Raw genomic sequence first — 21,102 nt, forward strand, 5'->3', positions numbered from 1 at the left:
TATCGCCATGAACTTTGTGATTGCAGGTTATCAACTGGCGCCGGTGCTGCCCGAGCTCGTGCTCGCGGTCGGCGCGATGGCGCTTCTGATGCTCGGAGCCTTTCGCGGGCAGGGGACGACCAGCACCGTCACCTCTCTGGCGGTGGTGCTCCTGATCGTGGTCGGCGCGCTCGTCTACATGCAGCCCGCGGGCAAGCAGGTCACCTTCGGCGGCAGCTTCATCGTCGACGACTTCGCCCGCTTCATGAAGATCCTGGCCCTGATCGGCTCGGCGGTGACGCTGGTGCTGTCGACCGAGTTCCTGTCCGACCCCTCGCGCCGCATCTTCGAATATGCCATCCTGGTGCTGCTCTCGACGCTCGGCATGATGGTGCTGATCTCGGCCGGCGACCTGATCTCGCTCTATCTCGGCCTCGAACTGATGTCGCTCGCGCTCTACGTCGTGGCGGCCTCGAACCGTGACAATGCCAAGTCGACCGAAGCCGGCCTGAAGTATTTCGTGCTCGGCGCGCTGTCTTCGGGCATGCTGCTCTACGGAGCCTCGCTGGTCTATGGCTTCACCGGCACGGTCAGCTTCACCGGGATTGCCGCGGCCGCGACGGTCTCGAATGTCGGCCTGGTGTTCGGCCTCGTCTTCCTGCTCGTCGGCCTCTGCTTCAAGGTCTCGGCCGTGCCGTTCCACATGTGGACGCCGGACGTCTATGAGGGCGCGCCGACCCCGGTCACCGCCTTTTTCGCGTCCGCGCCGAAGGTGGCCGCGCTCGCCGTCTTCACCCGCGTCACGCTGACCGCATTCCCAGGCATCGTCTCGCAATGGCAGCAGATCCTGGTGTTCGTCTCGATCGCCTCGATGGCGCTCGGCTCCTTCGCCGCGATCGGCCAGACCAACATCAAGCGCCTGATGGCGTACTCCTCGATCGGCCACATGGGCTTTGCCCTCGTCGGCCTCGCCTCCGGCACGGTCGAGGGCGCGCAGGGCGTGCTGATGTACATCGTGATCTATGTCGCGATGACGCTCGGCTCGTTCGCCATCATCCTCGCCATGAAGCGCAACGGCCAAGCCGTGGAGCAGATCACCGATTTCGCCGGCCTGTCGCGGACCAATCCGCTGCTCGCCTTCATGTTCGCGATGCTGCTGTTCTCGCTCGCCGGCATTCCGCCGCTCGCCGGCTTCTTCGCCAAATGGTACGTCTTCGTCGCGGCCATCAAGGCGAACCTGTTCACGCTCGCCGTCATCGGCGTGCTGACCAGCGTGGTGGGTGCTTACTACTACCTCGCCATCGTCAAGACGATGTACTTCGACGAGCCGGCCGGCCAGGTCGATCCGGTGCGCATCGAGGTGCGGACGGTGCTGGCTGTCGCGGGCCTGTTCAACCTGCTGTTCGCGTTGTTTGCGGGTCCCGTGGTGAGCGTCGCTTCGGCCGCGGCAAAGTCGCTGTTCTAGGATGGCTTTCGCGCTCGGTCCTCGCGCATTGTCCGCGGGCTACAAGCTCGCGGCGTTCGATCGGACCGGCTCGACCAATACCGAGGCGATCGAGCGCGCCCGCGCCGGCGAACGCGGCCCGATGTGGTTCGTGACATCTGAGCAGACCGCCGGCCGCGGCCGCCGCCAGCGCGCCTGGATCGCGCCGAGGGGCAATCTCGCAGCCAGCGTCCTCGAAGTCCTGGACATTGCGCCTGCGGTCGCCGCCACGATCGGTTTTGCGGCGGGTCTGGCGCAAGAGGCGGCGCTGGAAAAGGTGAGCCTCGAGGCCGCATTGCGGTTCGGTCCTGACAGGCCCCGCTACGTCCTGAAATGGCCGAATGATGTGCTCGCCGGCGGCAAGAAGCTGGTCGGCATTGGCCTCGAGGCCGAGGCGGTCGGGAGCGGCCTCGCTGTCGTCGTCGGCATCGGTACCAACGTGGTTGCCGCTCCCGAGGGCACGCCGACCCCGGCGGTGTCGCTGGCCGCGCTCGGCGTGCAGATCAGCGCCGAGGAGCTGTTTTCGGCCCTCTCGGATGCCTGGGTCGAGTTCCGCGGCATCTGGGACAATGGCCGCGGCTTCGCCGAGATCCGCAAGCTCTGGCTGGAGCGCGCTGCCGGCCTCGGTGAGAAGGTCTCGATCCACACGGGAACCATGACGCTGGAAGGCGTTTTTGACACTATCGACGACACCGGCTGCCTGATCGTTCGCACCCCCGAAGGCCGCCTTGTGCCGGTGGCTGCGGGCGAGGTGTTCTTCGGTCCCGTTGCCTCCGTGGGAGCTGCGTGATGGCAAGGCCGGAAGAATTGGTGTTTGCGCCGCTCGGCGGCGTCGGCGAGATCGGCATGAACCTGTCGATCTACGGCCTGGGCAACCGTCACCAGCGCGCCTGGCTCGCGGTCGATCTCGGCGTGTCCTTCGGCGACGAGGAGCATCTGCCGGGCATCGATCTGATCATGCCGGACATCGCCTTCCTGGAGAAGGAGCGCAAGAACTTGATGGGTCTGGTGTTGACCCATGCCCATGAGGACCATTTCGGCGCCATCATCGACCTCTGGCCCAAGCTGAAATGCCCGATCTACGCCACCAAGTTCAGCGCTGCGCTATTCGAGGCCAAATGCGCTGCCGAGCGCAACGCGCCCGAGATCCCGGTCACCGTGGTGCCATCAGGCGGTCGCGTCGATGTCGGCCCGTTCAACGTCGAGTTCATTCCCGTCGCGCATTCGATTCCCGAAGCGCATGCACTGGCGATCCACACCGATGCCGGCATCGTGTTGCACACCGGCGACTGGAAGATCGACCCCACCCCGACCCTGGGGCCCCCGACGGACGAGAAGCGGCTGCGCGAACTGGGCGAGCAGGGTGTGCTCGCCCTGATCGGCGATTCCACCAATGCCGTGCGCGACGGCCGCTCGCCATCGGAAGCCGACGTCGCCCGGACCATCATCGAGCTCGTGAAGACGGCCAAGGGGCGGGTCGCGGTGACGACCTTCGCCTCCAACGTCGCCCGCATCAAGGCCGTGGCCGACGCTGCGAAAGCTGCCGACCGCGAGGTCGTCGTGGTCGGGCGCGCCATGGAGCGTGTGGTGCAGGTCGCGCGCGAGACCGGCTATCTCGAGAACGTGCAGAATTTCCGCTCGCCCGAGGTCTACGGCCATCTTCCGCAGGACAAGGTGCTGGCGCTGTGCACCGGCAGCCAGGGCGAGCCGCGCGCGGCGCTGGCCCGCATCGCCAACGACGACCATCCCGAGATCACGCTCAACCGCGGCGACAGCGTCATCTTTTCCTCGCGCACCATTCCGGGCAACGAGAAGGCCGTCAGCTCGATCGTCAACAATCTGGTGCTCCAGGGCGTCGAGATCATCACCGACCGCGACGCCCTGGTCCACGTCTCCGGCCATCCCCGCCGCGAGGAATTGCGCGACCTGATTTCCTGGGTGAAGCCGCAGCTCCTGATTCCGGTCCATGGCGAGGCCCTGCACCTGCACGAGCACGCAAAGCTGGCGCGCGCCGCCGGCGTGCCGCGCGTGCTGGTGTGCCGCAACGGCGACCTCGTCAAGCTCGGTCCCGGTGATCCCGGCATCGTCGGCGAGGTGCCTTCCGGCCGTCTCTACAAGGATGGCACGATTTTGGAGGACTCCAAGTCCCGCGCCGTGGTCGAGCGGCGCCGCATGGCTTTTTCCGGCTGCGCCTTCGTCGCCATCGCCATGACCGGGCAGGGCGAGCTGGCCGACGAGCCCGAAGTCGATCTGGTCGGCATCCCCGAGAAGAACAGGTCGGGCGAGACTTTCGACGACCTCGTCTTTGACGCCGTGATGTCCACGATCGAGGGGCTGCCAAGGGCGCGACGGCGGGATCCGGATGCTCTGGCCGAGTCGGTGCGACGTGCGGTCCGGGCCGTGATCAACGAACATTGGGGCAAGAAGCCCCCCTGTCTGGTACATGTACTGACAGTGTAAGGGGAGGGAGACAAGATGCTGGGCCGGCTCAACCATGTCGCGATCGCAACCAGGGATGCCGTCAAGGCTGCGAAGATCTATGGCGCGGCGTTCGGGGCCGAGATTTCGGAGGCCGTCCCGCTGCCCGAGCACGGCGTCACCACCGTGTTCGCGACCTTGCCCAACACCAAGATCGAGTTCATCGAGCCGCTTGGTGAGTCCTCGCCGATCGCGAAGTTCCTCGAGCGCAATGCGGACGGTGGCATCCACCATGTCTGCTACGAGGTCGTGGACATCATCGCATCGCGTGACACCTTGGTGAAGGAGGGCGCGCGGGTGCTCGGCGACGGCGTGCCGAAGATCGGCGCCCACGGCAAGCCGGTGCTGTTCCTGCACCCGAAGGACTTTTCCGGCGCGCTGGTCGAGATCGAGCAGGCGTAAGGCCGCCCCATGGCCATCCAGATCTCCACCGCGCTCGCGATCTACTTCGTCATCTGGTGGGTCGCGCTGTTCGTAACGCTGCCGTTCGGCGTGCGCAGCCAGCACGAAGATGGCGTCGGCGCACCCGGGACCGATCCTGGCGCGCCGATCCTGACGCGGATGGGCCGCAAGCTGATTTGGACCACGATCATCTCGGCGATCATCTACGGGGTCGGCGTCGCGGCCTATCATGCCGGCTACCTCTCGATCGAGCGCCTGTCGAAATTGATGGGAATGCCGTTCTAGTGTCACCTCTCCCCGTCGGGGAGAGGTGGAGTAGCTCGGCGATAGACTTTGCTTGATCGCGTTACTCGCCTAGAATTTTGCGATTAGTTTGTTCGGGGAAACCAATGACTTTTCAGCGTATCGTGGTCGCGCTTCTGGTCCTGATCGTCGCCGGACTTGGTGCCGTCGGCTATTTCGAATGGAAAATGGCCGTGCAGGTTCGCACCCTGAAGGCCTTCGTCGAGGGCTACGTCTTCAACGAGGCCGTGATGGCCTGCGAGCAGGCGAAGAGTTCGACGCCGTTCAAATGGAACGGCGGCAAGAGCACCTCGGTGATCGGCCTGAATTCGGTCAAGACCGACAAATACAGCGTCTACGCCAGCTACACGCTGGTGGCGGACAGCGTGTATTGTGATTACGGTCCCATCAAGAGAAAGGCCGACATCGGTTCCAGCTTCCTGGAGCGGGAAACCTTCTAGCTTCGGCCGAAGCGCTGGAGCTCCTGGATGGCATCGGAAGCCGCAGCGGATATCATCGATCTCTACCAGCGCAAGGCCTTGGACTGGATCGAGAGTCGCGCCCAAAGCAGTCTGTTCGAACGAGCTTGGCTTGACCGTTTTCGTGCGCTGCTGCCGCCTGCCGGCTCAGTTCTCGATCTCGGCTGCGGCTCGGCGGAGCCGCTGGCGGAGTATCTGATCGGGCTTGATCATCCCGTCACGGGAGTGGATTCCTCTTCGGCCATGATTGATGCGTCCCGACGGCGTTTCCCCGAGCAGGAATGGATCGTCGCAGACATGCGCCAGCTTGCGATGGGCCGGAATTTTTGCGGCATCCTTGCCTGGGATAGCTTCTTTCACCTCTGTTTCGACGACCAGCGCCGCATGTTTCCGATCTTCCGCGACCATGCAAGGCCTGAGGCGGCGCTGATGTTCACGAGCGGTCCGGCCCGGGGCGAGGCGATCGGCGCGCTCGGCGGCGAGCCGCTCTATCATGCCAGCTTGGATCCCGCCGAGTATCGATCGCTGCTCGACCGCAACGGATTCCGCACGGTGTCGTACGTGATAGAAGACCCCGATTGCGGCGGTCACACCATCTGGCTGGCGCAGCGCATTTGAGAGGCGCGGCAAGTTCGCGACAGCAGCGGCATCGCAGCGACGCGAGCTGTCCGGCAGGCATTCCGCTGAGAGCGGGCCTGCCAGCAGCTCGCGCCAGTCCTAGATCGCTCGACGTTGCCGCCCGGCGAAGAGACCGTAGACAAACAGCACGATGATGGCGCCGACCACCGCACCGATCAGACCGGCCCCTTCGCCTGGACGATACCAGCCCAGCGCTTGCCCGAGGTAGGAGGCAACGAACGCGCCGACGATGCCGAGGATGGTCGTCAGGATGAAGCCGGAAGGTTCATTGTCGCCCGGCATGATGAACTTGGCGATCACACCGGCGAGAAAGCCAATGATGATGGTCCAAAGAATACTCATGTGTAGACCTCTTCTGAGTTGAGCCGCTGCTTCTATGCCTCGGGCAGACGCCCGTCAGGCGTGTATTTGTCGATTGCGGAAGGAAGCTCGCGGGACAGCCGTGCGACGATATCGTCCTGAGAAAGCCCGGTCTGTTGTGCAAGCTTCTCCAGGACGTCGCTGCCGACGGCTTCTTTGAGCTGCTGGGAGGAAATGTCCTTGTTAGGCCCGGGCTTCACCCATGAATCGGCGACCTCGCCCTGCCCATTTTGGTTGAACCGCTCCAGGAGCTCGCCAATCCCGCCGTTGAGGAGGCCGCCGATTCCGCCCGCTCCGAGCATGCCGCCGAGATTGCCGAGCATTCCTCCGAGCGGCTGCTGACCGCCTGCGGACGAGCCGCCACCCCCTGCGCCCTTCATCAGCTCAGCCAGTTTGTCGCGGTTCTGATATCCTGCAATGGCCAGCATGGCCAAAAGGGCAGTCATGGAGGGCATTCCGCGGCGCATCTGGCAACTCCTTCGAAAGGTCAGACACGCAAAACTGTCTCGGCCCGCTTGTGTTCCTTTAGATCGGCCCGCTCGCGACCAAGCGTCCCAGCGCGTCTAGCTCGCTGACCCCACGATGGTCGCTGCATGGAGCCGTTGCTGGGCCGATCCGCGGACGGTGTGGTGTGGTGGCTGCTCTTGGAGTGCGCCCAGCGACAGGCGGGTGGCAGACCGCGTCGATTGCGATTACGATCCGGTCAAAAGAATGGCCGGGATCGGCTCGAGCTTCCCAGCGTCGGGAGTAACGATCCGGTCCATAGGTGGGATGGGATCGTCATGACCGGGGACCGGGCAGGGGATTATCGGATTCTACATGAAGCCGACCTGCGGGATTATCTCGCGGGGATTTTGGAGCTCAAGGCGCTGCTCGGCGGCGATCCGTCCTCCTGGGAGATCACGGAGGTCGGCGACGGCAATCTCAACCTCGTCTTTATCGTCAAGGGGGCGCGCGCCGGTATCGCCGTGAAGCAGGCACTGCCTTATGTCCGGCTGGTCGGCGAAAGCTGGCCCTTGCCGCTGTCGCGGGCCCATTACGAATATCTCGCTCTGTCCCGGCAGGCCGAGCTCGCGCCCGGTCTCGTGCCGTCGCTGCTGCATCACAACGAACCCTTGGCCCTGACCGTGATGGAGTTGCTCGAGCCGCACATCATCATGCGCAAGGGGCTGGTTGCGGCGACGCAATATCCGCGGTTCGTGGACGACATCACCACCTTCATGGCGCAGACCTTGTTCTTCACGTCCGACCTCGCGCTGTCCGCAGCCGAGAAGAAGCAGGGCATTGCTGCCTTTGCCGGCAACCACGCGCTGTGCAAGATCACAGAGGACCTGATCTTCACCGATCCTTACCGCATCGCCGAGCAGAACCGCTGGACTACGCCCTATCTCGACGGCTTGGCCGCTGAGCTGCGCGAAGACATGGACCTGCATATTGCGGTCTCCCGCCTGAAGCTGAAGTTCATGGCAAGCCCTGAAGCGCTGCTTCATGGCGACCTCCACACCGGCTCCATCATGGTGACGGAGAACGAGACGAGGGTGATCGACCCTGAATTTGCGTTCTACGGTCCGATGGGATTCGATGTCGGCGCCGTGCTGGCGAACCTGCTGATGGCCTACTTTGCATCAAGCGGCCATGAGCGCGCACCGGGCGATCGCCGTGCGTTCGAGACGTGGCTGCTGGAGACCGTCGAGCAGGTCTGGAATGAGTTCGCCCGCAAGTTCCTCGATCTCTGGCGCGCCGGCGCGGAAGGCGATGGCTATCCTGTCTCGCTCTTCGCGGGCGAGAAGGGGGCGGCACGGCTGGAAGCCGAACGGCAGGCCTACATGCAGCGCCTGTTTGCCGACACGGTCGGCTTCGCCGCGGCCAAGGTCATCCGCCGCATCTTCGGTCTCGCCCACAACATCGACTTCGAGCTGATCGAAGACCCGCAGGCGCGCGCGACCTGCGAGGCGCGGGCGGTGCGGCTGGCGCGGGCAATGATGATGGAGACGAAGGCGTTTCCGGCGATCGCTGACGTCGCCGGCGCTGCGCGAAAACTGAGCGACTGGATGCCGGAGCTGTCCTGACGCCCTGGCGCATCATTGCAGTCCGTCGTTGCGAGCGTAGTGAAGCAATCCAGGCTTTCCGCGGGGAAGACTCCGGATCGTTTGGCTGGAACCGCAACGGGCCAACGATCGCCCCGCTCTGCCTCTTGCCTTATTCGAGAGGCACATTAGCCGCCTTGACAACGGCCGCCCATTTGTTGATCTCGGCGTGTACGAACCGGCTGAAATTCGTGCCCGCCAATGTGCCGGGAGTGACTCCCTGCGTTGCGAATTTCTCAGCGATGGTCGGACTGGCCAAAAGATCGCCCATGACCTCGACCATCCGAGAGTAGGCAGTGCTACCGTCCGCGGCGGGCATGTACATGCCGAACCATGCCGTCGCCTCGAAATTCTTGACGCCAGCTTCATCGAGAGTGGGCACGTCCGGAAGCGACGCCGCGCGCGTCATGCTGGTAACGGCGAGCACGCGAATGTTGCCAGCCGAGGCGGCCGGGAGCACGGTCGGCAGGGTGTCGAACATGATCGGGATATGGCCGCCAAGCAGGTCGTTCATAGCCGGCGCCGCTCCCTTGTAGGGGATGTGTACGATGTCGATGCCTGCCATTTGCTTGAAGAGTTCTCCGGACAAATGATTGGCGCCGCCGATGCCGGAGGAGCCAAACGACAGTTTGCCGGGATCTTTCTTCGCCATTGCGATCAGTTCGGCGACATTCTTGGCGGGGAAATCCTTGGAGACCACGAGCGCATTGGGAGCCCTCGCGACCAGCGCCACCGGCGAGAATGCGCTTTGCGTGTCATACGGCAGCTTGCGAAACAGACTCGGATTAATGACGTGGTGGGTGGCGGCGATGAGCAGCACGCTGCCGTCAGCCGGTGATTTTGCAACCATCTCGGAGCCGATGGTACCGGACGCGCCAGCACGATTTTCCACGATGGTCGGTACCCCAAGCTTCTCACCAAGCTGTTGTGCGATGAAACGCGCGAGAATGTCCGTGGTGCCGCCGGCCGGGAAGGGCACGACGATTTTGATCTGGCTCGGCGGGAACTGCTGGGCAGATGCCTCGCCAAGCGAATTCGAGAGCGATAGCAGCGTCAGCACCAGAGCGAGCCAGCTCCTTGCAACCCAGTTCATGTTTTCCTCCCGTCTAGCGTTCGAACGACGCTCATCGTTTTTTGTTGTGCCAAGGCTTGGCAGGGCCGGACGACCGGCTACGAGACGTGCCGATGCGGTGAGCGCAGCGGCATTCGCCGCCCGCGCGCCTCGTCAGGCCGCGATCGAATCAGACAGCGGAAACTCGACCATGGCTTCGCCCGCCGCGACGTGTTCGGCTCTTTGATTGCGGACCAGTACGTCGATCAGCACCCAGCGGGATTTCTGCGTCGTCTGCTTCGCCTTCACCACCCCCACCGGTTGAATGGTGTCGCCCGGCTTGACCGGCTTGAGCCAGCGCGTCTCCAAGCGTCGCTGAATGGCGCCGGCTGGGTAGGCCCAATCGGTCAGCATGCGGGTGATCAGCCCGAAATTGTTCATGCCGTGCATGATGATGCCGCCGAAATTAGTCTTGCCGAAGTTGTTCCTCATGTAGTCGTCGTCGAGATGCAGAGGGTTGTAGTCGAGCGAGCCATCGCAGAACAGGCGGATCGATTCACGTGACACGTCGAATTTCGGACCGTCGATCGTGTCGCCAACGGAAAGAGTGTCGAAGCTGGTGGTCATGCCGAGTTTCCTTGTCTATCGCTGCAATCAGGCGGGACGAATGGTCTGTCCGCGGCCAGAACAGATGACTTCGCCATGCTGATTGAAGAACACGTTGTCGTGGACGACGAAGAGGCGCTCGCGCTTGATGAACTTGTCCAATGCGCGCGCATGCAGGGTGATCATATCGCCAGGCCGAGCCGGCTTGTTGTAGCTCCAGGACTGGCCGGCATTGATGGTGCCCGGCGTTCGCATCCAATCGTCGTTCGGCGTGCAGGCGAACATCAGCAGAATGTGAATCGACGGCGGGGCGATTAAGCCGCCATACGGGGTTTTCCTGGCGTAAGCCTCGTCGAAGTAAAGCGGGTGATCTTCCCCGACCGAGCGGCAGTAGAGCTGGATGGCTTCCAACGTCAGCTTGTACGGAATCGTCTTGCGAGGTTCGCCAGGCACGATCTCGTCCCACACCTTTCGCAAGTTGGCGTCTTTCCAGAAATCGGTCTCGAACGTGGGCGCTTGCGTCATCGCATCTCCTTCCGTATGTTCGCCTAGCGAACGAATTTATCTGTTTATGAACTACTATGCGCGAAGCCCGTCTGCTTCCGCAAGAGGAGGCTGCGAAAAATGCCGAAGGAGAGTGACGGCTATGTCCGCGCGATCGAACGAGGTTTTGCCTTGATTGAGGCGCTCGGTCGATCACCGGGCCGTCACACGCTTTCGGAAGCTGCAGCTCATGCAGGACTCAACCGCGCGACGGCGCGACGCATGCTCAGTACCCTCGTCACGTTGAAATATTGCGAAGCCGACGGCCGTTACTTCCGCCTGCGGCCTCGTGCGTTGGGTCTCGGATTGTCCTATCTCAACGCATTGCCGTTCTGGGGCTTTGCTCAGCGGGCGCTCGAAGATCTGCGCAACGACATCGGCGAGTCCTGCGCGCTTGCCGTGCTCGATGAAAGCGACATCGTCTACGCTCTCAGGCTTCCGGCGCGGCGCATTCTGTCCGCCAATCTGGGCATCGGCAGCCGTCTTCCCGCGCATCTCGTGTCGCTCGGGCGTGTCCTTCTGGCGAACCTTCCCTTGGACGAGCGAGACCGCTATCTCGCAAGCACGCCCCTTAAGTCAGTCACACCGCGCACGATCACGGATGCCAAGCGTCTTGCGCATGAACTGCAATTGACGCGAGAGCGAGGCTACGCTTGGGTCGATGGCGAACTCGATCCGGCCATTTGCGGCATTGCCGTTCCAATCCGCGATCAAGCCGGCAGCGTCGTTGCCGCGGTCAGCATCAACTTGATTTCCGGCACGCTCACGGAGGCAGCCGCAAAGAAGCGCTATCTCGTGCGGCTTCAGAAGACCGCCCAGGATATTCGAACCCAATCGCTCTCGCCGTCGTGACGTTTGAATGCGTGGGACCGGCGATCTCGCCGAACGCTTCGATCCTGCAGCTTAGCTACCCCCGCCAGGATGCATCCTTGTCCCTGTTTTGCCCGCGCGTCAAATGTCGGCGCGACGGTAGCTCAAAGTCATTTCGGTCCGAAATCCTCAATGAATTCAGTTTTGCTCACAACAACGATGACCCCCAGGCGCGCGCGATTGCGAGGCGCGGGCAGTGCGCCTGGCGCGGGCGATGATTGCGTTTCCAACGATCGCTGACGTCGCCGGAGCTGCGCGAAACTGAGGGACTGGATGCCGGAGCTGTCCGGCTGAGAGTTCAACGTCTGCCGACGTCGACCAGACGAGGACGAAGCTGGCTTGGGCGCGGGATGTCGGCCGGCAGAGAGCGCAGCCATTCGCGGAAGCTGACGATCTCAGGGCAATCAGCGGCACCTTCGGGCGCAACCAGCCAATCACCGAGGCCCGATCTCCCATCGATCCGGTCGCAGCGATAACCGGGATGGTGGCTGAGACCGCGGCCAATCAACAGATCGACCTTGCCCTCGACGAGTTCATGCAGGCCGGCGGGCTGCAGCACCCGCAGGCCGATGTCCGGATGCGCGCTGCGAAACTCCGCCAACCCCAGGCGGCGCAGCTCGACGGCGCCGTGAACTCCCAGATGAAGCTGCACTGCACCTGCCGGCTTCAATTGCGAGGTCGCCTCCGCGATGTGGCGAAAGCCCTCGGATATTCCGGGCAGGTAAGCCTGGCCTGCGGCGGTGAGGATGAGCTGCTTGTGCAGCCGCTCGAACAACTGGACGCCGAGGCGAGCCTCCAGCGCCTTCACCTGCTGGCCCACGGCGGCCGGGGTCACGTGCAGCTCGTGCGCGGCGAGCTTGAAGCTGAGATGCCGGGCGGCAGCCTCGAAGGCGCGAAGCGCGTTGAGCGGGGGAAGGGCGTAGGTCATCGCAACGCAGTTTGACACCGATGAACTGTGCCCTTGCAATAGATTTTCTTGCGCTGAATCGCAGGAATGATGCTTTGCGCCGCGGCGCTTCCGCCGGCTACGGTCGACCCGTAATCCGGAGAAACCCTATGCCCGCCGCTCACATTGTCAGCCACAATCCCGCAACGGTCCATGCTCCCGCCGGTGGTTACAGCATGGGGTTTGAAATCAGTCAGCATCGACGGCTGTTGTTTGTCAGCGGTCAAGTGCCGGAGACGTCCGACGGCAGCGTGCCCGAAGGTTTCGAAGCGCAATGCGAGCAGGCCTGGCGCAACGTCATCGAGGTGCTCGCCGCTGCCGGCCTCGGCGTCAGGCATCTGGTCAAGGTCACCACCTTCCTGACGGATATCGGTCAGGTCGTGCCCAATCGCGTTGTTCGCCGCAGGATGCTGGCGGGACACGAACCCGCGCTCACGGTCATGATTGCGCAAACCGTCGACAGCAAATGGCTGCTGGAGATCGAGGCGATCGCCGCAGAGTGAAAGTCGGCACGGCCGATTGTCGCAACGAGCCATCATGTCAGGTGTTCAATGGCCGAGATCCATCCCTTCTACCAGAAGCATCGGGAAGCAATGGAGGCGACCATGCGTGGTCGCCTCGACATTGCCGAGCCGATGTTGCGCGAGCGCACGCATCTCTCCGACGTCCATGAGATCAGGCGGGAGGTGATGGACGAATTTGGGATCGTCCTCACCCAGATGCCCTATGTCGGCGGTGCAGCCAGCCGCATGAGCGATTTCTTCATGCGCCTAACCGGTTTCATGGCCATCAGCCGGGTGCTCCGGCGCCACGGCGTGCCGGTGCCGGTGATCGGTGAGATCGAGCGGGAAACCTGCGCGGCACAATTGCTCACCGAGCCGGAAGCAGAGCGCCTTGCCTTGGGACGTCAGTTCATGTCGCCCGAAAACCAGGTTTTGCTGCGCGAGCAGGCCGCGAGGAGCACCACGGAGAGCCATCAGAAGGAGTTTCCGGACGACTTCGTCTACGATTTCGTAGAGCCGGGGCCAGGTGACGAGTTTGAATTCGGCATCGACTACAAGGCTTGCGGCTTCTGCAAGCTCGCAACGCGCCATGGCGACACGGAGATTCTGCCGAACATCTGTGGCCTCGACTTCGATGCCTACGCCACGCGAGGCATTCGCCTGGAAAGGACACGGACGCTGGCGGGCGGCGCCAGCCACTGCAATTTCCGCTTCTCGCGACTGGCATCGATACGAGAAGCCGAGGATACGAAAGGCTGAGAGTGGCTCCGCGTCTCCCCACGCGACGGTAAGGATGCCGGATCGCTCTCCTGCCGCCACACGGGGTAAGCCACGACTGATCGGAGCAACCGCCATGATGGCAACATAACCCTGTTTTGCCCGACGAGTCAAAGTGCACTTCGCTAAATCCGCAGTTCTCGCGAGGCGCCGGGCAAGCCATTGATTCCATGAGCCCGGCTACTGTGCATGGGGTTGTTTTCGCACTTTTGCTTTGGCGTCCGTCTATTCCGCGGCTTTCTCCCTCAAGCGCTGCGCGTAGACATTGATGATCAGCGCGGCCAGCAGGATCAGGCCGCGGATCAGGATCTTCAAGAAGCTGTCGATGTTGACGTGGTCGAGGCCGTTGTTGAGAACACCGAGAACGAAAAGCCCGACGATGGTGTTGCCGATGCCGCCGCGGCCGCCGAACAGGCTGGTGCCGCCGACGACGACGGCGGCGATGGAGTCGAGCAGGTAGGTGTCGAACTCGTTCTGCTGCGCGCTGCCGAAATGGGCGACGCCGAGCATGCCGCCGATGCCCGAGCAGACCGCCGAGATCACCATCACCGCGCCGAGGATCAGCTTGACGTTGAGGCCGGAATATTCGGCGGCCTCGCGGTTGCCCCCGACCATGTAGACGTAGCGGCCGAAGCGCGTGTAGGTCAGCACCAGATGGCCGCCGAGCAGCATCAGCGCGGCGATGATGACCAGCCAAGGAATGCCGCCGATCGAGCCCGAGCCGAGAGTCGTGATCAGGCTTGGCACCTTGTACGCGATCTGGCCGCGCACCAACAGCGCGGAGATGCCGGCGGCGATCTGCATCATCGCCAAGGTCATGATGAAGGAGGGAATTCCGATCACGGTCAGCCCCAGCGCGTTGACAAGGCCGAGCAGGGCGCAGAGCAGGATCGACAGCAGGATCGCAACCGCGCCGGGCAGCGGCACGTTGGCGATGTTGACGTAGGATTCCTGCAGCGTGAAGTAGGCCACCGCGATGCCGGTGACGTTGGCGATGGCGGCGATCGAAAGATCGATCTCGGCGCAGAGGATCACGAAGGTGAGGCCCACGGCGATGATGCCGGTGATCGATACCTGCGTCAGGATGTTGCCGAGATTGTCGAGCGTGGCGAAGGAGGGACTGGCGAAGGCGAAGAAGGTGAAGAGGCAGATCAGCGTCAGGAACGGGGCGATGTTGCGCATCTGCGAGCGCAGGAAGGGCGCGAGGCCCCGCGCCCGTGGTCCTGTCGCCAAAGCCGTCTCGCTGCTCATGTGCTTCTCCGTCACGCCGCCTCTAGCAGGCGGTCCTTGCTGACCGGCTCGTTCCTGAACTCCCGCACCAATGCGCCGCGCTTGAGCACGAGGATGCGGTCGGCCAGCGACAGCACTGTTTCCGGCTCGGTCGACAGCACGATGATCGCCAGCCCTTTTGTGCGGAGGTCGCGGACGATGTTGATGACGTCGTTCTTGGCGCCGACATCCATGCCGCGGGTCGGCTCGCACAGCACCAGGAGTTTCGGCGGATAGGTCAGCCATTTCGCCAGGGCGACCTTCTGCTGGTTTCCGCCAGAGAGCATGCCAAGGTCGAGACCGACCACCGGCGGCCTGATCTGCAACTGCTCGACCTGGCGTTTGGCGATGTCGCGCTCCTGCCCTGGCTTGAGCAGCAGGGACGAAATGCGATCGAGAATGCTGATCGAGATGTTCTTGTAGACCGGCTCCTGGTGAAACAGCATGTCGCGCCGACTCTCGGGCACCAGTGCTACGCCAGCACGCCGCGCCGCCGCCGTGCTGGCGAAGGTCTTCGGCCTACCCTCGACGGCGAGTGTGCCGCCGTCCGGCTTCAGCTTGCCGAACAGGATGCGCGACAGCTCCTGCTGGCCGCAGCCCATGAAACCGTAGATGCCGAGCACCTCGCCGGCGCGGGCCTCGAAGGAGACATCGTTGAGGCTGCGGCCGAGCGACAATTGCTCGGCCTTCAGGATCACTGCGCTCTCGCTCGGCCGCGGTAGCATCAGGTCGTCGGCGTAACTGTGCTCGAGCGCTTCGCCGCCGCGGCCGATCATGGCCTCGATCAGCGCGCTCTTGCTGGTCGCGGCGCTCGCAGTCTCGGCGACCTTCCGTCCGTTGCGGAACACGGTCACGGTGTCCGACACGCGCAGGATGTCCTCTATGAAGTGCGAGATGAAGACGATGGCGGTGCCTTCCTCGCGCAGCCGCTTGAGCGTCGCGAACAGCCGCTCGACCTCGGGCGGAGAGAGGGCGGAGGTCGGCTCGTCCAGGATCACTATCCGGGCTCCGGAGAACAGCACGCGCGCGATCTCGATCAGCTGCTGCAGCCCGATCGGAAGGTCGCCGAGCCTGGACATCGGATCGACGTCGATGCCGAAGCGGGCGAGCTGCTCGCCTGCCTCACGCGCCATCCGCCGCCATTGCACGAGGCCGAGGCGGTTGGTCGGCTGGTTGCCCAGGAAGACGTTCTCCGCAACCGTCAGGTCGGGGGCGACGCTGAGTTCCTGGTGCACCATGGCAATGCCGGCCGCGTGCGCATCGCGCGCGGAGCGGAAATGTGTCTCCCGGCCGTCCACCAGGAAGCGGCCGGAGAACTCGGTATGCACGCCGGCGATGATCTTCATCAGCGTGCTTTTCCCTGCGCCGTTTTCGCCGACGAGACCGTGGATCTCGCCGGGACAGAGCGCGAAGTCCACACCACGAAGCGCTTCGACCCCGCCGAAGCTCTTCGTGATGCCTTGCAGTTCCAGGATGGGCTGTTGTCCCTCAGGCATGAAGGTTCAGATCTTGGAGGCTTAGATCAGGAAGTGATCCTGCATCCACTGCATCCCGGCGGCGTTGGCCTTGGTGACGACCGGGCCATCGGTGACGACGTTCTTCGGGATGCCCTGTCCGCTCTTCTCTCCGCCGACCACGGCCGACACGCCCGCAATGATCGCGCCGCCATGGATGCGGCAGGACGGATTGCGCACGGTCGCGAACATGCGGCCCTCGCTCACCGCCTGGATCGCCGGCGGCATGGCATCGACGCCGCCGATCAGGATATTGGTGCGGCCCCGCGCCTTCATGATGTTGGCGGCCGCGAGCGCCATGTCGTCATTGTGGAAGAACGCCGCGTCGATCTGCGGGTATTTGGTCAGGTACGTTTCCCAGAGGCGGGCGGTCTTGGAGACGTCCCAGTCGGCCGGCTGGGTGTCGAGCACCTCGATGCCCGGAAATTGCTTGACCACCGTGTTGAAGCCCTTGGCGCGGCCTTGCGCGCCGGTGTGGCCGAGCGCGCCCTGCGTCATGATGATCTTGCCCTTGCCGCCCATGGCGTTGCACAGCGCCTGCGTGACCGAGGCTCCCATGAACTCGTTATCGGGTGCGAGGAAGGAGTGGACGTTGATCTGGTCGAGCGGCGCGATCAGCGTGTCCATGTCGATCACCGGCGTCCCGGCGTCGATCATCTTCTGCACCGGCTGGGTGAGGGTCCCGATGCCGAAGGCCTGGATTGCGACGAAGTCCCATTTCTGCGAGGCCATGTTGTCGATCGCCGCGCGCTGCTTCACTGCGTCGAGCTGGCCGTCGAACCATGTGACTTCAACGTTGAAGAGCTTACCCCAGAACTCCGCGGCCTGCTTGCCTTGCGCGCACCAGGTGGCCTGAAGGCCCGCATTGGAGAACGCTGCCTTCAGCGGCTTCTCGCTTCGTCCGACTGCGGCTGCAAGTGCGGGGGTTATGCCCATGCTGCCGAGCAAGGCAGTTGCTGCGCCGGCGGTCGCGGCCGCCTGAAGAAGATCGCGCCTCGTCGTCGAGAAATCTTTCGTCCCGGACATCGCTCGCTCCCATGTATTATCTCGTCGGCGCGTCATTGCCTGCGCGACCGATCACCGAAAGTCTCGCACAAGAGTTGTTGCCACTCAATCTGCAATCAGCCGCGACATCGCCGCAGCTTGTGCTGGTTGCAGCGCAAAGCGCCAGGCGGGAGCAGCGGCGAAGTCGTCGATGTCGGCGAGCAATGTGTCCCAGCCTTGTGCGATCTCGCTCGATCATTCATCGCCGGGAAGCTCGCGCAGCGTATCCCGAGCAAGCCAGCGAAATCGAAGATGTCCTCGATGCTCAGCGCGAGCATCGCTCCCTTTCACCGGGATCGCTGCCCTCCGTGCCGAAACGTCGGCTGCGCCTCCGGGTGCTCGTCGAGCGGGCGTTGATTGATAGACCAGGAGCGGGAGATCGGCGTTCGAAGCTGAGTTCGATCGGATTGGAATTGGAGGAGGCATTCATCGTCACTTCAGCCTCGCGGACAAAAAAAGAGCGGGGCCCTGGCCCCGCTCGAAAATTGTGTCGACCCTATTATCCCCGATCTTAAGATTTGCTCTTGATTGACGGGGCGACGCTGCGTTTTGCGCGCCAGGGGCTCCTCCCGAGACTTGGACCACCAGACTTCGACCTCGCGGCCAGCCTGAGCAAGAGGGATGCTAGATCAACTTTTCTCACTTGTCATCATTTTCGGCAACGAATGTTCAAAATAAGAGCAGTTGACGAAATGATCGGGCTTCGAGTCGACTAAGTATATGACAGATATAAGAAATCTGTGGATGGCGCGGGGCGTTTGGCTGCCTCATGCCGGACCCTCGGCCCGCAGCTGGGGACCCCGACCGCAGCTCTCGCGACATTTGTCCTGGGCCAAGTGGGCTGCGGAACTGGTCTCGACTCGCGTGCCATCGCGGTGTTTAGTCAGGCCACGAACAAATGGTTCGGCGGATGCGCGCACGGCTGCAAAAGTTCCTACCTCTGGTCCTGCTGGCCCTGGTGATGCAGGTGCTGGCGCCGATTGCCGCTTGCCTGGTGGCGGGTCAGGCTGTTGCCGATCCGCTCTCTGCCGCCGTCATCTGCCACAGCGCGAGCGAGCAGGGCGGCCCGAACGATCGGACCAGTGCGCCCACTGCGCATGCCGGCGCGTGCGCCCTGTGCTGCCTGGCCCAGGCCAACGCGACGCTCGATTCGCCTACGCATGAAGCACTCGCGGTTCCTGTCCGCCATGCCGAGCGTGTGGTGTGGCATCCGGCGCATGCGTCCGCCATCACTGCCTACGAGGGTTCGAGCGCCCAAGCTCGCGCACCGCCTCAGTCTTCCTGACGTAGCGACCAACCGAACCATTGGCGCGCGCCGTTGCCGCGCCGGTGGCGTGTTCAATGGACCGGCCGATGTGCCGGATGTCAGGAATTCAAGACATGTTACGCATTCGTGCGATCAGCCGCGCGGGCTTGCCCGTGCTTTGCGGGCTGGTGTCTTCGATCGGTGCAGACGCGCTTGCCCAAGGCGCCTCGGAACCGCTTCCCACGGTCACCGTTGAGGCGCCGCAGGCTTCGCGCCCCAAGCCGGCGCCCCGGCCATCGCGGCTGCGCTCAGCTGCGGCCGGGCGCGCCGCGAGACCCGTCGCGCAGAACCCGACCGCCAGCGCGCCGGCCCAAAATCCGGCCATGTCTGCCGGCGCGGCGCGGGAGGGCCTCAATCAATCGCCCGCCGGCCAGACTGCGACGACGATCGATCGGAGCCAGTTCGACAATCGCCCCGCGTTCTCGGTCAGCGATGTCTTGCGGGACAGCCCGGGCATTTCGATCAAGCAGGGGAACGGTCCTCGCGATTTCGGCATCTCAATTCGGGGGTCCAACGCGCGGAACGGCTTCGCCATCCGCAATCTCGTGATCTTCGAAGACGGCTTCCCCGTCACGCAGCCGGATGGACTGTCGCGGAGCGACCTGATCGATCCCCACGCCTATGCTGCGATCGACGTGATCCGCGGCCCTTCCTCGGCGCTCTATGGCAACTACGCAACAGGCGGTGCGCTGAATTTTCGGACACGGCCCGGCGGCACGATCGACGGTGTCGAATATGGCGTCGACGGCGGCAGCTACGGCTATCTCAACAACTACCTGGCAGCCGGCAAGAAGGTCGGGAATTTCGAGGGTTCGCTGTTTGCAAGCGATGTGCGTGGTGACGGCTATATCGGCAACAGCTGGTTCAATACGCAGACCGTCAACTTCCTCGGCACGCTCAAGGCAACGCTGGACGATCGCTTCACGGTCAAGATCATCAACAACGATCTCAGTGCGCGGCTGCCGATCCGGCAGTCGCTGAACCAGTACTACCTAAACCCCTTCCAGCAGGGGTGCGCGACCGGCGCCACCGCCGCGCCCGGATGCGGTACGGTCAGGCTGTTCAACAATGGTTTCAACTCAACCGCCGGAACCGACACGGAAACGGCCGTCCAGGCCGGGCTAGGCCGCAACGATCGCCGCACCATCGTCGGCGGTCGATGGGAGCACGATTTTGACAACACGCTGACTTGGCGCAATCAGTTCGTCTTCGACGACCGGAACATCACTCAGCCAACCGGGACGACGGCAGCGATCGGAGATTTTCCATCGTACAACTACATGAGTGATCTCACCAAGCGTGGAGAGATTTTCGGCCTGGAGTCGACCGCGTTCTTCGGCGCGTTCTTCAACACCCTGACGGCGTCGAGCGACACGCGGAACGTAATGCCTGGGGGCAATGCTACGCTCGGCAGGCTCTCGAGCAATCTCCTCAGCGAAACGACCAATTATGGTGTGCGTGCCAGGGAAGAGCTCAGGCTGACGACCTCGCTGACGGCGGTCGCTGCCGTTGGTTGGGAGACGACGCTGCTGAAGGGAACAAACACGGCCTATGCATACTCAGATCCCACCGGCATCACCACCACAACTCTCACGTCGGCGGACAGGCAGTTTCAAAATGCCGCGCCGGAGTTGGCGCTCCTCTACAATCTCGAAAACGAGTGGCTGTTCCGCGGACGGGTTGCTACGGGGTACGGCACCCCGCAGGTTTCGAATCTCTTCGTTCTTCCGAACGGCCTGTCGGGCAACAACACCCAGCTTCAGGCGCAGAAGAATCTCGGCTACGATCTCGGCTTCGATTGGACGCCGAACAATACGCTCAAGCTCAGCGCGACCGGCTTCTACGAGTTCTTCCGCAACGAGATCGTCAGTCAGGCGACGCCTGCCGGCTCGCCCAACGCGACTTACACGTTCAACGCGCCGCGATCGGAGCATCGCGGCGTTGAGCTTGCCGCCGACTGGAAGTTCCATCCGGGGTGGCGGTTCATGGCGGCGTACACCTATCTCGACGAGGTCTACACCGAGTATGTCGAGAGCATCACCAATGGCGCCGTGTTCAGCTTCAACCGTGCAGGCAACAAGATTCCCGGGATATCGCCCAACGAACTAACGGCTCGAATTGGCTACGACGAGTTCGTCGGACCGCTGACCGGCCTCGGAGGCTTCGTCGAGGTTCAATGGAAGGATTCCTTCTACATGGACAACGCCAATCTGCTGAAGGCACCGGGCTATGAACTGGTCAACGTCAACGTCCACTACAAAGCCGATCTGGTGTCCGACACCTTCAGATCGCTCAATCTGTTTCTCGAGGTCAGAAACGTGCTCGACCGTACCTACGTCGCTTCGGCGAACAACATCGCGAACACAGTCACGGCGACAGGCCTTCAAAACCCTGCGAGCGTTCTCGCAAACACGACGGGATCCATTTATGCGGGCTCGCCGCGCACATTCGTTGCGGGTATGAAGGTGGCCTTCAGATGATCCG

General features: G+C 63.2%; 22 protein-coding genes. 13 read left to right on the top strand and 9 right to left on the bottom strand.

The genetic code is table 11. From position 1 onward, the window contains the following. Positions 1-7: 7 nt before the first annotated feature. The 7 genes from nuoN to K408_RS0125145 all read left to right on the top strand — a co-directional run bounded on the left by nuoN (position 8) and on the right by K408_RS0125145 (position 5,721). On the top strand, positions 8-1,444 hold the full coding sequence (gene nuoN / locus K408_RS0125115; protein WP_024341239.1) for an NADH-quinone oxidoreductase subunit NuoN: 1,437 nt from the start codon (positions 8-10) through the stop codon (positions 1,442-1,444). Position 1,445: 1 nt separating this feature from the next. Further along, positions 1,446-2,252 carry a biotin--[acetyl-CoA-carboxylase] ligase gene (locus K408_RS0125120; RefSeq protein ID WP_024341240.1) on the top strand — a complete coding sequence of 269 codons (807 nt, stop codon included), beginning with the start codon at positions 1,446-1,448 and terminating at the stop codon, positions 2,250-2,252. Continuing rightward, a complete protein-coding gene (locus K408_RS0125125) occupies positions 2,252-3,922 on the top strand; it encodes a ribonuclease J (protein ID WP_024341241.1) in 1,671 nt (556 codons plus the stop codon). Before K408_RS0125120 ends, K408_RS0125125 begins: the two co-directional genes overlap by 1 nt. Before the next feature lie 15 nt (positions 3,923-3,937). Next, a complete protein-coding gene (gene mce, locus K408_RS0125130; protein WP_024341242.1) occupies positions 3,938-4,342 on the top strand; it encodes a methylmalonyl-CoA epimerase in 405 nt (134 codons plus the stop codon). Positions 4,343-4,351: 9 nt separating this feature from the next. Then, positions 4,352-4,627 carry a DUF1467 family protein gene (locus tag K408_RS0125135; RefSeq protein ID WP_024341243.1) on the top strand — a complete coding sequence of 92 codons (276 nt, stop codon included), beginning with the start codon at positions 4,352-4,354 and terminating at the stop codon, positions 4,625-4,627. 104 nt (positions 4,628-4,731) lie between these two features. Further along, on the top strand, positions 4,732-5,085 hold the full coding sequence (locus tag K408_RS0125140) for a hypothetical protein (RefSeq protein ID WP_024341244.1): 354 nt from the start codon (positions 4,732-4,734) through the stop codon (positions 5,083-5,085). A 27-nt stretch (positions 5,086-5,112) separates the two neighbouring features. Next, the gene (locus K408_RS0125145; protein ID WP_024341245.1) at positions 5,113-5,721 is read left to right on the top strand and encodes a class I SAM-dependent methyltransferase; all 609 of its coding nucleotides are present in this window, start codon (positions 5,113-5,115) and stop codon (positions 5,719-5,721) included. Between the two features lie 99 nt (positions 5,722-5,820). On the opposite strand, the gene K408_RS0125150 is transcribed toward K408_RS0125145, so the two are convergent. Next, the gene (locus K408_RS0125150) at positions 5,821-6,084 is read right to left on the bottom strand and encodes a GlsB/YeaQ/YmgE family stress response membrane protein (RefSeq protein ID WP_024341246.1); all 264 of its coding nucleotides are present in this window, start codon (positions 6,082-6,084) and stop codon (positions 5,821-5,823) included. Between the two features lie 32 nt (positions 6,085-6,116). Further along, complete coding sequence (locus K408_RS0125155) at positions 6,117-6,569, bottom strand: YidB family protein (protein WP_024341247.1); 453 nt, start codon at positions 6,567-6,569, stop codon at positions 6,117-6,119. 315 nt (positions 6,570-6,884) lie between these two features. Here K408_RS0125155 and mtnK point away from each other — a divergent pair, with 315 nt between their 5' ends. Continuing rightward, the gene (gene mtnK, locus K408_RS0125160) at positions 6,885-8,171 is read left to right on the top strand and encodes an S-methyl-5-thioribose kinase (RefSeq protein WP_024341248.1); all 1,287 of its coding nucleotides are present in this window, start codon (positions 6,885-6,887) and stop codon (positions 8,169-8,171) included. Positions 8,172-8,301: 130 nt separating this feature from the next. On the opposite strand, the gene K408_RS0125165 is transcribed toward mtnK, so the two are convergent. The 3 genes from K408_RS0125165 to K408_RS0125175 all read right to left on the bottom strand — a co-directional run bounded on the left by K408_RS0125165 (position 8,302) and on the right by K408_RS0125175 (position 10,371). After that, entirely contained in the window at positions 8,302-9,282 is a 981-nt protein-coding gene (locus tag K408_RS0125165; RefSeq protein WP_024341249.1) for a tripartite tricarboxylate transporter substrate binding protein, read from the bottom strand. Between the two features lie 132 nt (positions 9,283-9,414). Next, positions 9,415-9,867 carry a MaoC family dehydratase gene (locus K408_RS0125170; protein WP_024341250.1) on the bottom strand — a complete coding sequence of 151 codons (453 nt, stop codon included), beginning with the start codon at positions 9,865-9,867 and terminating at the stop codon, positions 9,415-9,417. Between the two features lie 27 nt (positions 9,868-9,894). Beyond that, on the bottom strand, positions 9,895-10,371 hold the full coding sequence (locus tag K408_RS0125175; RefSeq protein ID WP_024341251.1) for a MaoC family dehydratase: 477 nt from the start codon (positions 10,369-10,371) through the stop codon (positions 9,895-9,897). Between the two features lie 99 nt (positions 10,372-10,470). Here K408_RS0125175 and K408_RS0125180 point away from each other — a divergent pair, with 99 nt between their 5' ends. After that, entirely contained in the window at positions 10,471-11,241 is a 771-nt protein-coding gene (locus K408_RS0125180) for an IclR family transcriptional regulator domain-containing protein (RefSeq protein WP_024341252.1), read from the top strand. A 316-nt stretch (positions 11,242-11,557) separates the two neighbouring features. Here K408_RS0125180 and K408_RS0125185 read toward each other — a convergent pair whose 3' ends face one another. Next, the gene (locus K408_RS0125185; RefSeq protein ID WP_024341253.1) at positions 11,558-12,187 is read right to left on the bottom strand and encodes a LysR family transcriptional regulator; all 630 of its coding nucleotides are present in this window, start codon (positions 12,185-12,187) and stop codon (positions 11,558-11,560) included. A 20-nt stretch (positions 12,188-12,207) separates the two neighbouring features. Here K408_RS0125185 and K408_RS0125190 point away from each other — a divergent pair, with 20 nt between their 5' ends. Continuing rightward, positions 12,208-12,708, top strand: a complete 501-nt coding sequence (locus K408_RS0125190; RefSeq protein ID WP_155248631.1) for a RidA family protein — start codon at positions 12,208-12,210, stop codon at positions 12,706-12,708. 48 nt (positions 12,709-12,756) lie between these two features. Next, complete coding sequence (locus K408_RS0125195) at positions 12,757-13,467, top strand: L-2-amino-thiazoline-4-carboxylic acid hydrolase (protein ID WP_024341255.1); 711 nt, start codon at positions 12,757-12,759, stop codon at positions 13,465-13,467. A gap of 243 nt (positions 13,468-13,710) precedes the next feature. Here the strand turns inward: K408_RS0125195 and K408_RS0125200 are convergent, their stop codons facing one another. From K408_RS0125200 to K408_RS0125210, 3 genes are read right to left on the bottom strand one after another with little or no spacing between them, the layout of a single operon-like run. Continuing rightward, entirely contained in the window at positions 13,711-14,736 is a 1,026-nt protein-coding gene (locus tag K408_RS0125200) for an ABC transporter permease (protein ID WP_024341256.1), read from the bottom strand. Between the two features lie 11 nt (positions 14,737-14,747). Next, positions 14,748-16,250 carry a sugar ABC transporter ATP-binding protein gene (locus tag K408_RS0125205; RefSeq protein WP_024341257.1) on the bottom strand — a complete coding sequence of 501 codons (1,503 nt, stop codon included), beginning with the start codon at positions 16,248-16,250 and terminating at the stop codon, positions 14,748-14,750. A gap of 21 nt (positions 16,251-16,271) precedes the next feature. Then, positions 16,272-17,294, bottom strand: a complete 1,023-nt coding sequence (locus tag K408_RS0125210; protein ID WP_024341258.1) for a sugar ABC transporter substrate-binding protein — start codon at positions 17,292-17,294, stop codon at positions 16,272-16,274. A gap of 928 nt (positions 17,295-18,222) precedes the next feature. On the opposite strand from K408_RS0125210, the gene K408_RS0125220 reads away from it, so the two are divergent. After that, a complete protein-coding gene (locus K408_RS0125220) occupies positions 18,223-18,597 on the top strand; it encodes a DUF2946 family protein (RefSeq protein ID WP_024341259.1) in 375 nt (124 codons plus the stop codon). 95 nt (positions 18,598-18,692) lie between these two features. Then, positions 18,693-21,098, top strand: coding sequence for a TonB-dependent receptor family protein (locus tag K408_RS0125225; RefSeq protein WP_024341260.1), 2,406 nt, complete (start codon positions 18,693-18,695; stop codon positions 21,096-21,098). Positions 21,099-21,102 lie beyond the last annotated feature (4 nt).

This window comes from Bradyrhizobium sp. in8p8 (assembly GCF_000426845.1).
In the GTDB taxonomy this organism is placed as follows: Bacteria; Pseudomonadota; Alphaproteobacteria; order Rhizobiales; family Xanthobacteraceae; genus Bradyrhizobium; species Bradyrhizobium japonicum_C.

Excerpts from the sequence above, each read along its gene's own strand:
- K408_RS0125200 (WP_024341256.1), bottom strand. The coding sequence starts at position 14,736 with ATGAGCAGCGAGACGGCTTTGGCGACAGGACCACGGGCGCGGGGCCTC.
- K408_RS0125220 (WP_024341259.1), top strand. The coding sequence starts at position 18,223 with ATGCGCGCACGGCTGCAAAAGTTCCTACCTCTGGTCCTGCTGGCCCTG.
- mtnK (WP_024341248.1), top strand. The coding sequence starts at position 6,885 with ATGACCGGGGACCGGGCAGGGGATTATCGGATTCTACATGAAGCCGAC.
- K408_RS0125125 (WP_024341241.1), top strand. The coding sequence starts at position 2,252 with ATGGCAAGGCCGGAAGAATTGGTGTTTGCGCCGCTCGGCGGCGTCGGC.
- K408_RS0125190 (WP_155248631.1), top strand. The coding sequence starts at position 12,208 with ATGAACTGTGCCCTTGCAATAGATTTTCTTGCGCTGAATCGCAGGAAT.
- K408_RS0125150 (WP_024341246.1), bottom strand. The coding sequence starts at position 6,084 with ATGAGTATTCTTTGGACCATCATCATTGGCTTTCTCGCCGGTGTGATC.
- K408_RS0125155 (WP_024341247.1), bottom strand. The coding sequence starts at position 6,569 with ATGCGCCGCGGAATGCCCTCCATGACTGCCCTTTTGGCCATGCTGGCC.
- K408_RS0125195 (WP_024341255.1), top strand. The coding sequence starts at position 12,757 with ATGGCCGAGATCCATCCCTTCTACCAGAAGCATCGGGAAGCAATGGAG.
- K408_RS0125135 (WP_024341243.1), top strand. The coding sequence starts at position 4,352 with ATGGCCATCCAGATCTCCACCGCGCTCGCGATCTACTTCGTCATCTGG.
- K408_RS0125205 (WP_024341257.1), bottom strand. The coding sequence starts at position 16,250 with ATGCCTGAGGGACAACAGCCCATCCTGGAACTGCAAGGCATCACGAAG.
- K408_RS0125120 (WP_024341240.1), top strand. The coding sequence starts at position 1,446 with ATGGCTTTCGCGCTCGGTCCTCGCGCATTGTCCGCGGGCTACAAGCTC.
- K408_RS0125170 (WP_024341250.1), bottom strand. The coding sequence starts at position 9,867 with ATGACCACCAGCTTCGACACTCTTTCCGTTGGCGACACGATCGACGGT.
- K408_RS0125145 (WP_024341245.1), top strand. The coding sequence starts at position 5,113 with ATGGCATCGGAAGCCGCAGCGGATATCATCGATCTCTACCAGCGCAAG.
- K408_RS0125140 (WP_024341244.1), top strand. The coding sequence starts at position 4,732 with ATGACTTTTCAGCGTATCGTGGTCGCGCTTCTGGTCCTGATCGTCGCC.
- K408_RS0125185 (WP_024341253.1), bottom strand. The coding sequence starts at position 12,187 with ATGACCTACGCCCTTCCCCCGCTCAACGCGCTTCGCGCCTTCGAGGCT.
- mce (WP_024341242.1), top strand. The coding sequence starts at position 3,938 with ATGCTGGGCCGGCTCAACCATGTCGCGATCGCAACCAGGGATGCCGTC.
- K408_RS0125165 (WP_024341249.1), bottom strand. The coding sequence starts at position 9,282 with ATGAACTGGGTTGCAAGGAGCTGGCTCGCTCTGGTGCTGACGCTGCTA.
- K408_RS0125180 (WP_024341252.1), top strand. The coding sequence starts at position 10,471 with ATGCCGAAGGAGAGTGACGGCTATGTCCGCGCGATCGAACGAGGTTTT.
- K408_RS0125210 (WP_024341258.1), bottom strand. The coding sequence starts at position 17,294 with ATGTCCGGGACGAAAGATTTCTCGACGACGAGGCGCGATCTTCTTCAG.
- K408_RS0125175 (WP_024341251.1), bottom strand. The coding sequence starts at position 10,371 with ATGACGCAAGCGCCCACGTTCGAGACCGATTTCTGGAAAGACGCCAAC.
- K408_RS0125225 (WP_024341260.1), top strand. The coding sequence starts at position 18,693 with ATGTTACGCATTCGTGCGATCAGCCGCGCGGGCTTGCCCGTGCTTTGC.
- nuoN (WP_024341239.1), top strand. The coding sequence starts at position 8 with ATGAACTTTGTGATTGCAGGTTATCAACTGGCGCCGGTGCTGCCCGAG.